General features: G+C 54.5%; 7 protein-coding genes. 1 reads left to right on the top strand and 6 read right to left on the bottom strand.

Going from position 1 to position 10,597, the window contains the following annotated elements; translation table 11 throughout:
- On the bottom strand, window positions 1-2,070 hold a 2,070-nt coding region (locus tag BM320_RS16325; RefSeq protein ID WP_446001679.1), incomplete at its 3' end, for a CLIPPER-2 domain-containing protein.
- A gap of 722 nt (window positions 2,071-2,792) precedes the next feature.
- On the opposite strand from BM320_RS16325, the gene BM320_RS00365 reads away from it, so the two are divergent.
- Window positions 2,793-5,582 carry a bifunctional aconitate hydratase 2/2-methylisocitrate dehydratase gene (locus BM320_RS00365; RefSeq protein ID WP_090194964.1) on the top strand — a complete coding sequence of 930 codons (2,790 nt, stop codon included), beginning with the start codon at window positions 2,793-2,795 and terminating at the stop codon, window positions 5,580-5,582.
- A 71-nt stretch (window positions 5,583-5,653) separates the two neighbouring features.
- On the opposite strand, the gene BM320_RS00360 is transcribed toward BM320_RS00365, so the two are convergent.
- The 5 genes from BM320_RS00360 to BM320_RS00340 all read right to left on the bottom strand — a co-directional run bounded on the left by BM320_RS00360 (window position 5,654) and on the right by BM320_RS00340 (window position 10,329).
- Window positions 5,654-6,337 carry a fumarylacetoacetate hydrolase family protein gene (locus BM320_RS00360; protein WP_090194961.1) on the bottom strand — a complete coding sequence of 228 codons (684 nt, stop codon included), beginning with the start codon at window positions 6,335-6,337 and terminating at the stop codon, window positions 5,654-5,656.
- 40 nt (window positions 6,338-6,377) lie between these two features.
- Window positions 6,378-7,232, bottom strand: coding sequence for an ABC transporter permease (locus BM320_RS00355; protein ID WP_090194959.1), 855 nt, complete (start codon window positions 7,230-7,232; stop codon window positions 6,378-6,380).
- Window positions 7,233-8,093: an ABC transporter permease gene (locus BM320_RS00350; RefSeq protein ID WP_090194956.1), complete on the bottom strand. Its 861-nt coding sequence runs from the start codon at window positions 8,091-8,093 to the stop codon at window positions 7,233-7,235. It abuts the gene before it with no gap.
- A complete protein-coding gene (locus BM320_RS00345) occupies window positions 8,094-9,194 on the bottom strand; it encodes an ABC transporter ATP-binding protein (RefSeq protein WP_090194953.1) in 1,101 nt (366 codons plus the stop codon).
- Between the two features lie 73 nt (window positions 9,195-9,267).
- Complete coding sequence (locus tag BM320_RS00340; RefSeq protein WP_090194950.1) at window positions 9,268-10,329, bottom strand: extracellular solute-binding protein; 1,062 nt, start codon at window positions 10,327-10,329, stop codon at window positions 9,268-9,270.
- Between the last annotated feature and the right edge of the window lie 268 nt (window positions 10,330-10,597).

Below are 10,597 nucleotides of genomic sequence, written 5' to 3'. Positions count from 1 at the left end.
AGCCACACCGTTCACCGTATCCGGTGTCCCCTCAGTCGTCACATTCGCAACAGGCGTCGAAGATGTCCCAGATGTCGCCGTCCCGCTGTCGTCAAGCGCGACAACGTTTGAAATGTTCAAGACAGTAGGGTCATCAGGACCACCGGTGCCTGCAGGGTTTGAAATTGGCGTCGTGCTTCCGTCTTGCGTATCAAACGATGCCTCGGAACCCGCATCACTGTCATCCACAATTGGGCCAAAACCCAGCAGCGGCGCTCCGGGCACAGGGTCTCCGCCGGCGCTCGTTGCAACCGCAGTCGAGGTCACATCAGCCGAGTTCGTCACACCGCGGGCCGCAACATCAGAGACGTGCAAGACATAGGTCGCGGTCGCAACTGTTACAGGGCCTTCGCCTGCTGCCAAGTCACCGTCGAATCCAGCCGCAGGTTGGTTCAGCGTGAACGCCCCAGACAAGGCCGCAAGATCGGTATCCGACACCGTAATTCCGGCAAGCGCGGTGTTGCCCGTATTCTCAGCCGTAAAGGTATAGTTAACGGTATCACCCGCATCACCAAAGATGCCGTTGCCGCTTGTATCCGCAACCGAAGAGACCGACTTTACAAGTTCAATTTCTGGCACTGACGGAACATAGGAAATCGTCACGCTTGCGCTGTTTGAATTCGCCCCATTCGGAGCCTTGACAGTGTACCCGATTGGTGTCGGGTTCCCCGCGAAACCAGCGAGCGGTACAAATTGCAAAATTCCGCTTCCGTCAGTGTAGCTCCATGCGCCTTGGTTTGGCACGGTAAAGCTGATGATGTCGCCATTGCCATCCGTCACGACACCAATCGCACCAGAAGGCGGAATAAGGCTAACTGTTGAATCAATCGCCGCGACGCCATCATTGTTGGTGAGGGTGATGTTCACGGTGTCACCCTGCGCATTGCCAGAGGAAGCGTCATCAACCGCCGGCACAGGTACGGGTGTCGAAGTTGGCTGGTCACCGCTGGTCACATCATCGTCGTCCGATGTATCTGAGAACGGATTTCCGGCAAGGTCTTCGTAAGCAATATCAGCGAGGTTGTTGATGATCCCGCCTGCATCGATATCACCTTGAGTAATCACATAGTCCGCGCGGTAGACAAGCGTCGCGCCGACCGCGACATCAGTATTCGTGCCGTTCCCGCCATCCAAATCAGCTGCACCGCTAAACACGACAGGCACTGGGATCGCGCCGAGCCCGTTAAAGGAATTCTCTGTTACCGCGACATTGTAAGCTGTCGCAGAGCCGCTGTTCACGGCCGTAAATGTATAGCGGATGACGTCCCCTGCCTCAACGGCATCGGGGTCGCCAACCACATTCGTAATCAGTACTTCGGTTTTTGTAAAATCCAAGACCGGCGAATAGCAAACCAACGGCACAAAGCTAATGTTATCAACGCCCACATCGTTACCATTGTCACCCTCTGGCTGGGAGTTAAACAAGACAAGGTTGGCCGCAGTCGCTGATGCGGGTGCGGGCACAACATCTAGTGTCGCAGTGCGCCAAACATCGTCGTTTGCGACCCCGATCCCGCTACTGGTATCAGAAGCGAGCTGCGAGCCATTGCTTGAGTCTTCAATGATAAGTGTGAAGTTCGGGACATCTTCACAGCCGGCGCAAGTCCCAACCAAGGCCGTAGAGAATCGGAAACCACCCAGCGAAGCACCCGATGGCAAACCAGAGGGCACCATCGAAATATTATTTTGGCGGTAGAATTCACCCTGCCAAGAATTACCTGGCTCATTCTTCCCACGCATGTTGATCCCAAGGTAGCGCCCTTCGGTTTCCCCGTCGGCATCTACACCACCCAACGTCTGCATATAGGCGCCTGACAAATCCGCAGAGCGACCGACTGCGTACCAGTCATCTTGGATGCCGCCGGTGGGTTGGAACGTGTGGTTAAGCACATCATTATTCATCGTCCGCCCTGAGCCGGTTCCAAAATCTTCGTAGTAGACCGACGGGAATTCGACCATGTCAGCAACGGAACATGCGGCTTGGGCAATCGCTTGTGCCGGAATGGTTGCCGTCAAACTGGCCAGCGCCAAACCTTTAAGCGCATTGCGAAAGGAAAGCTTCGTAGATGGGCGTGAATGCTCTTCACCATCTCTTGTCACTAGACGAAAATTATCACCATTTTCAGTTGTCGCTACTTTTTCGCTAATCGTCACAGCGCTGGTTCTAGGCATACTCACGGCTTTCCCTCACTAAAAAAATTCAAGGCAACTAAATAATTTAGTCGTGTTGACCGAGCGCTTAGATCAACAATTGGGCAAAAAAAAGTGCTAAATCTGACTTCGATACAAAAAGGCATAAATAAATTGTTAATTGGATCAAAATAGACAACGACTATGCGTAATCCGTACTCACTTCATCAACTGAACGCCAAAATTATTCTTTTTTAAACAGCGAGTTAATGGGGTTTGGTGTAATGAAATCCGGTTCATATGGATTGCCTGAAATTGCCCTATCCCCCGCGCAATCTGGGGTAGTTTTGGCAGTTTTAGAGTCCCCCAAAGCGTGCTGTGACAACACATGGAAAACCGATTGATTCCCCGTCCAAAACGCGGGCAGAGACACAGCGTGTTGGTTGTTAATGCGCAATACACGCAAGCTTTACCAAATCTTCAGGATTCTGTTAGCTTGTGGCGCGGTTGAGGCTTGTCGCGCGCGGCGATTTGGTATACCGCTGCATACAAATGGCGCATAACGATGCAATTGCGCCAATTCTGCGGGCGGTCACGCCCACCATCATAAGTTAGGAAAGCCCATGAGTTTGTATACCGGATACCTCGCTGAAATCGAAGCCCGCAAGGCACAGGGTCTGCACCCGAAGCCGATCGATGATGCGCTTTTGACGCAAGAAATCGTCGCGCAGATCAAGGATACAAACAACCCGCACCGCGCCGATTCTCTGCAGTTCTTTATCTACAATACGCTGCCCGGCACCACGAGCGCTGCGGGCGAAAAGGCAAAGTTCCTCAAAGAAATCATTCTTGGTCAGGAAACAGTCGCCGAAATCACACCGACTTTTGCATTTGAACTGCTGTCACACATGAAAGGCGGCCCTTCTGTCGAGGTGCTGCTTGATCTGGCATTGGGCGATGACGCGGAGATCGCGGCGCAGGCCGCCGATGTGCTGAAAACCCAGGTTTTCTTGTATGAGGCCGACACAGACCGCCTGAAGGCCGCGCATGAGGCGGGAAATGCTGTCGCAACCGACATCATCAAAAGCTACTTGCAGGCAGAATTCTTTACCAAGCTGCCCGACATCGAAGAAGAAGTGAAAGTTGTGACTTTCGTCGCGGCCGAAGGTGATATTTCAACCGATTTGCTGTCACCGGGTAATCAAGCCCATTCGCGGGCCGACCGCGAATTGCACGGCAAATGCCTGATCGACGAAGCGGCCCAAAACCACATCGAAGAGCTGAAGAAACAGCATCCTGACGCGCGCGTCATGCTGATCGCCGAAAAAGGTACGATGGGCGTTGGGTCTTCGCGGATGTCCGGCGTGAACAACGTGGCGCTGTGGACTGGTAAGCAGGCGTCGCCCTATGTGCCATTCGTGAACTTTGCCCCTGTTGTGGCGGGCACCAACGGGATTTCCCCGATCTTTTTGACTACTGTCGGCGTGACAGGCGGGATCGGTGTCGATCTGAAAAACTGGGTGAAAAAGCTGGATGCCGATGGCAATCCGGTTCTGAACGCTGACGGTGATCCTGTTCTCGAAGAAAAGTATTCAGTTGCGACAGGTACGGTGCTGACCATCAACACCAAAGACAAAAAACTGTATGACGCGGACGGCAACGAACTGGTTGATATGGCCAGCTCTTTCACGCCGCAAAAAATGGAATTCATGAAGGCAGGCGGTTCCTACGCGATTGTCTTTGGGAAGAAATTGCAGACGTTTGCTGCGGAAACGCTGGGCGTTGAAGCGCCACTTGTCTATGCGCCGTCTAAAGAAATCAGCCACGAAGGTCAGGGCCTGACGGCTGTTGAAAAAATCTTTAACGCCAATGCGCGCGGCACCACGCCGGGCAAAGTATTGCACGCCGGATCTGATGTGCGCGTGGGCGTCAATATTGTTGGCTCACAAGACACTACCGGCCTGATGACCATGCAAGAGCTTGAGGCGATGGCGGCAACCATCGTGTCCCCTTCTGTTGATGGCGCCTATCAATCGGGCTGTCACACCGCATCTGTCTGGGACATCAAAGCGCAGGAAAACACACCGCGGCTGATGAAGTTCATGAACAACTTTGGTCTGGTCACAGGACGTGACCCGAAAGATGTTTACCACCCGCTGACCGACGTGATCCACAAGGTGCTGAACGATATCACCGTCAGCGATTGGGATATCACCATCGGCGGCGACAGCCACACACGCATGTCCAAAGGCGTGGCATTCGGTGCGGATTCGGGCACCGTTGCGCTGGCGCTGGCGACAGGTGAATCGTCAATGCCGATCCCTGAATCTGTCAAAGTCACCTTTACGGGCGAAATGGCGGAACACATGGACTTCCGTGATGTTGTGCATGCCACCCAAGCACAGATGCTTGAGCAGCACGGCGACAACGTTTTCCAAGGCCGCGTGATCGAAGTGCATATCGGTACATTGCTGGCCGACCAAGCCTTTACCTTCACCGACTGGACCGCTGAAATGAAGGCGAAAGCCTCGGTCTGCATTTCTGACGATGAGACGCTGATCGGGTCTTTGGAGCTGGCCAAATCCCGCATCCAGATCATGATCGACAAAGGTATGGAGCATGAAAACGGTATGCTTGCCAGCCTGATCGCCAAGGCCGATGCGCGCATCGCCGAACTGAAATCAGGCGAGCGCCCCGCGCTGCGCCCGGATGACAACGCCAAATACTTTGCCGAAGTTGTCGTCGATCTGGACAAAATCATCGAGCCAATGATCGCCGACCCTGATGTGAACAACGTCGATGTGTCCAAACGCTATACCCACGACACAATCCGCCCGATCAGCTATTACGCGGCGAAAAAGAAAGTGGACCTCGGGTTTGTCGGGTCTTGCATGGTGCATAAGGGCGATATCAAAATCGTCGCACAGATGCTGCGCAACCTCGAAGCGACCAATGGCAAGGTTGAATTCAAAGCCCCACTGGTGGTGACCGCCCCGACCTACAACATCATTGATGAACTGAAGGAAGAAGGCGATTGGGAAGTGCTGCAAAAGTACTCCGGCTTCGAATTCGACGATGCGGCACCAAAGGTCACCGCGCGCACGGAATACGAAAACATCCTGTATCTCGAACGCCCTGGCTGTAACCTTTGCATGGGTAACCAGGAAAAGGCCGAAAAAGGCGATACCGTGCTTGCGACATCAACCCGCCTGTTCCAAGGCCGCGTTGTTGCCGATGCCCCCGAGAAAAAAGGTGAATCGCTTCTGGCTTCGACTCCGGTTGTTGTCTTGTCCGCGATTTTGGGCCGCACCCCGACGCTGGAAGAATACAAGACAGCGGTTAAGGGGATCGACCTGACCAAATTCGCGCCGCCAAAGAAAGCGCCGATCGACAGCCTGTCAGTGCATTTCTAAGCAAACAAAATGGCCAGTCAGAAAATTCATCTGACTGGCCATTCACCATTCGCACGGCAGTCCGCGCCGCGCTAAATAACCTGCACCCGCAGCGCGCCAAGGCCCGCAATTTCGGCCTCCATCACATCACCTTTGACGACGGCGCCAACCCCCGCAGGGGTGCCCGCCATGATGACATCACCCGCCGCCAGTTCGAAATATTCGGACAGATAGGTGATCATCTCTGGCACTTTCCAGATCATCTGGTTCAGATCGCCCTCTTGGCGCAATTCCCCGTTCACATGCAGCGCGATCCGCCCCTGATCGGGATGCCCGATCTCTGACACAGGCTTCACAGGACCAACTGGGCCAGAGCGTTCAAAAGCTTTGCCGATTTCCCATGGGCGGCCCATTTTTTTCATCTGCCCTTGCAGGTCACGGCGGGTCATATCAAGCGAAACGCCATACCCCCAAACGTGGTCCAACGCCTGATCCAGCGCGATATTCGTGCCACCCGATTTCAGGCAGGCAAGCAGTTCGACCTCGTGGTGCAGGTCGGATGTATGCGGCGGATAGGGAAATTCCCCCGAAGCGTCGAGATTGTTAGGATTCTTTTGGAAAAAGAAAGGCGGCTCGCGGTCAGGGTCGTGGCCCATTTCGACGGCATGGGCGGCAAAGTTGCGACCGATGCAATAGACGCGGCGCACCGGAAACGTACCGCCTGTACTGGTGGGAATGCTGTGGGCCTGCGGCGCAGGAATGACGTGTTTGGACATTGATCACTTCTCGCTGTTGGATGGCCGTCCGGCCGATCGTTCAATCCTTGCCGCGTTGGAACAAAAGCGCAAGCAACCCCAAGCCTGCTGACACAATCATCAGCAACAATGACACCGCGTTCAAAACCGGTGTCGACCCGTGCTTTAGCTTGTCGAACATCGTGATCGTCAGCGGCGAATCCGACCCGACAAGCATCAGCGTGGTGTTAAAGTTTTCAAAGCTCATCAACACGGCAACAACCCCTGCCCCCATGATCGCAGGCAACAGGAACGGCAGCGTGATCTGGCGCACCGCCCCCCATTTGGTTGCACCAAGGTTCAGCGCGGCTTCTTCGAGGCTGGTGTCGAATTTCTGCAAACGGGCAGAAATAACCAGCGTGGCAAATGTGGTGATGAACGAAAACTGCCCCAAAATCACAAGGACCAGACCGGGGCGCAGCGCGTCAAACCACATCTCGGTATTATCCTCGAGCGTATTGGCAACCGAACTTGCAAAAACCAGAATCGAAATCCCCAATATCACGCCCGGAATAATCAGCGGCAGGAGCATAAGGATATAAAGAAACCCTTTACCGCGAAAATCGTGGCGCACGAATAGAAACGCATTACAGGTCCCCACGAATACCGCCAGCCCCGCGACCCAAACGGCAACAAAGGCCGAAGTGCCAATCGCGCGCATGATTGATCGTTCATTGAACACGCCGATGAACGGCGCTTCAGTCCCGAAAAACCATGCCATTGTGAACCCTTCCCATGGCAGGGACGGGAACACGCTATTGTTAAAGGCAAACACGCTGACCACCGTCAGCGGCAACGCAAGGTAGACGAAGAACAGCGTGACATAGGCCCGATAAGACCATTTGAGCAGCTTGGTTTGCGGAATTGTCGGGATCATCTAGCGCCCCATCGTATCAGAAAGCGATTGCCGCGACAGTTTCAGGCCGAGGAAAACAATTGTCGATGACAGCGCCAGAAGCAGAAAACCAAAGGCCGATCCAAGTTCCCAGTTAAAGCGGGTAATGAACTGCGTATAGATCAGCCCCGTGAACCACAGGCTGTCCTTGCCGCCCAGCAGGATCGGGGTCAGATAGTTACCCAGCGACAGCATGAAAACCACGATACAGCCCGATACAATACCGGGCATGGCGTGGGGAATGACGATTTCGCGCATGATGGAATAGCCCGATCCGCCAAGATCATAACCCGCTTCAATCAGGCTGTCGTCAAGGCTATCCAGCGTGGTGACAAGCGGCACAATCATGAACAGGATCGAAGTATAGACCAGCCCGACCATGATCGCGCCGTCATTATACAAAAATTCGACAGGTCCGCCGATGACGCCAGTGTATTGCAGGAAATTCGACAAAACACCTGTTTCACGCAACAAGATCATCCAACCGAATGTGCGCACCAGTTCCGACACCCAAAACGGGATCAGGCACATCAAGAAAAGCGTGGTTTTTGTGCGCCCGCGCGTCAGCTTGGCGATGTAATAGGCCACCGGAAACCCCAGCACCAATGTCAGCACCGTGGTAAAAATCGACATGAACGCGGTGCGTGCGAATGTACGCCAATACAGCGGTTCGTTAAAGAAAACGGCATAATTTCCAAGGCCGGTTTCATATTGGCGCACCCCGATCTTTTCGCTGATCGACACCATGAACAGCCCGATGTGCGGTAATATGATCAGGGTAATCAACCAAAGCAGCAGCGGCATCAGCAACAGGTAAAACCCCAGTTTCGACTTGTCGGTCATCTATGCTGCCTCGGCTGCGAAACAGCGGGCTTGGGCGGGTTCCCAGCTGGCATAAACGGTGTCGCCTTTGGCTAACCCCAAGAATGCGCCGGTTTGCGGCAGGGTGACTTGCAGCAATTCGCCCGACTGTGGATCACGCAGCAAAACCATGCTGTTCGCCCCGTTGAAAAGCACGCTATCCACCACGCGCGCGCTTGCATTCGGGCTGTTGGCGGGGGCCGTCTTGGACAGTGCAATTGCCTCGGGGCGGACAAATATTTGGGCGCGAGCGCCGATTTCTGGAACGGCCTGCACGGCCTGCGCGTGCAATGTCACGCCGCCATCCGTGACAAGGCTTACGGTTTGCCCGTCGCGCGCGGTGATCTTGCCGCTGAATTTATTCGCATCCCCCACAAAACCCGCCACGAATGCATTCGCGGGCTCATAGTACAGCTCTTTTGCGGTGCCGATCTGATCAAACCGGCCCTTGTTCATCACGGCGATGTTGTCGCTCATGACCAAGGCTTCGGATTGGTCGTGGGTGATATAGACAAATGTGGTGTTGAATTCGGCTTGCAGCGATTTCAGCTCGATCTTCATATGTTCGCGCAGCTTGAGATCAAGCGCGCCAAGCGGTTCATCCAGCAGCAAGACATCAGGCTCAAGCACCATACAGCGGGCAATCGCCACGCGCTGCTTTTGTCCGCCCGAAAGCTGGTCAACCTGACGATCCTCAATTCCCGGCAGGCCGACACGTTCCAGCACGCGACCAACGCGGGTTTTGATTTCCGCCGCAGGCACGCCGCGCTGGCGCAAGCCGAAACCGACGTTCTTGCCGATATTCATCATCGGAAACAGGGCAAGGTGTTGAAATACCATCGACACCGGCCGCTTGCTGGGGCCGACGTCGATCATCGACTTACCCTTGATCAGCAGATCGCCGCTTGTCGGAAACTGGAACCCCGCAATCATCCGCAAAAGCGTGGTCTTGCCACAGCCAGACGGGCCGAGAATGGAAAAGAACGACCCTTGCGGCACTTCAAAGCTGACGCGGTCAACGGCGCGAAATTTATCAAAGTCTTTGGTCAGGTCTTTGCAAACAAGGTCGGCTGGCGTTGTCATCGGGGGGTATCGTCCTAAAATAGCAGTGAAGGGCGCGGCAACCGCGCCCTTCACATGGGTCGTTTGATCGGTCTTAGTTGGACGCGTTGATGCGGTCCAATGCGGCACCTTCAAGCGCTTCCAGACCGGCAGGCACAGGTGGGTACCATTTGATGTTGTCGATTGCTGCCTGATCAAAGCTGGCTTGGTAGCGGGCTTTGAGATCTGCGCTAACGTCAACATCGCCATTCACGGCGGCGGTAAAGTTACCCGCGGCATTTGTGATCATGGATGCGATTTCAGGGCGCATCACAAAGTTGATCCAGTCATAAGCAGCATCATCCGCACGGCCACGTGCAGGCAGCACAAATGTGTCGATCCAGCCCAGCGCACCCGCTTCGGGGGCGACGAATGTGATATCGGCATTGTCAGCATTCAGCTGCCAGCCGCCAGTGTCCCACGCCATCGCGGCGACAACTTCGCCGGACCGCAGCAGATTCTTGATCTCGTCGCCGCCATCCCAATAGGTTTTCACATTTGGCTTACAAGCGATCAGCGCGGCTTCGACCTCGTCCAGAATGGCTTGGTATGCGTCGATGTCAGCATAGGCGGCAAACGGGTCAAGACCCATGGAATAGCCAAAACCGATCAGCGTCGGACGCTTGAGACGGTAGGATACAGAACCCGCAACGGAATCGTCGCACAGGTCGGTATAGTCGGTGACTTGGGGCGCTTCGGCTGTGTTCACAACCAACCCGCTGGTGCCCCAGACATGTGGCAGCCCGTAAACTTCGCCTTCGTATGTCGAGTTGGCGGCAGTTGCTGCCAGCATGGAAGGAATGAACTGCGCAGCGTCGATGCGCGACATATCAATCGGTTTGTAGATGCCGAATTCTTCTTGAGCGCCGGCAATCCGGTCCTGGCTTGGCTGGGCAAGATCAAAGCCGCCACCGTTGGTTGCGCGCAGTTTCGCAATCATTTCTTCGTTGTTAGAAGTTGTCACTTCGACAGTGTGGCCGGTTTCGGCTTCGAACATCGCGATCACGTCTTCAGGCGCATAGCCACCCCAAGTCAACAGCCGCAGCGTATCGGCCGAAAGGGTGGTTGCCGACAATGCGGCAATCATAACTGTCGTTGATGCTAGTCCAAGTTTCATATCAGAGGTCCATTCATTTACAGGTGGCCGCGGCCAGAACGGCGCGCAGAACAGAAAAAGTCCATAGAAACAGCTTGTGAAAATTTTGCGACAGTTTCAAACGAAATCTTGACCATTTGATAAATACAACCTGTGGCGGCATTTCTGAAACGCGCAATATACTGGAATACGTGCATTTTCCGTTCTACGGCCCTTGGCGAGGCGTCTGCGCACCACAGCCTTGGCTGCAATCATCGCGATGCGCTTTATTGTTGCAATTCACGCGCAT

This window comes from Yoonia tamlensis (assembly GCF_900115105.1).
Taxonomy (GTDB): domain Bacteria; phylum Pseudomonadota; class Alphaproteobacteria; order Rhodobacterales; family Rhodobacteraceae; genus Yoonia; species Yoonia tamlensis.
This window is presented reverse-complemented; position numbering and strand designations above follow the sequence as displayed.

Coding starts and splice junctions, on each gene's coding strand:
- BM320_RS00365 (WP_090194964.1), top strand. CDS start 2,793: ATGAGTTTGTATACCGGATACCTCGCTGAAATCGAAGCCCGCAAGGCA.
- BM320_RS00360 (WP_090194961.1), bottom strand. CDS start 6,337: ATGTCCAAACACGTCATTCCTGCGCCGCAGGCCCACAGCATTCCCACC.
- BM320_RS00355 (WP_090194959.1), bottom strand. CDS start 7,232: ATGATCCCGACAATTCCGCAAACCAAGCTGCTCAAATGGTCTTATCGG.
- BM320_RS00350 (WP_090194956.1), bottom strand. CDS start 8,093: ATGACCGACAAGTCGAAACTGGGGTTTTACCTGTTGCTGATGCCGCTG.
- BM320_RS00345 (WP_090194953.1), bottom strand. CDS start 9,194: ATGACAACGCCAGCCGACCTTGTTTGCAAAGACCTGACCAAAGACTTT.
- BM320_RS00340 (WP_090194950.1), bottom strand. CDS start 10,329: ATGAAACTTGGACTAGCATCAACGACAGTTATGATTGCCGCATTGTCG.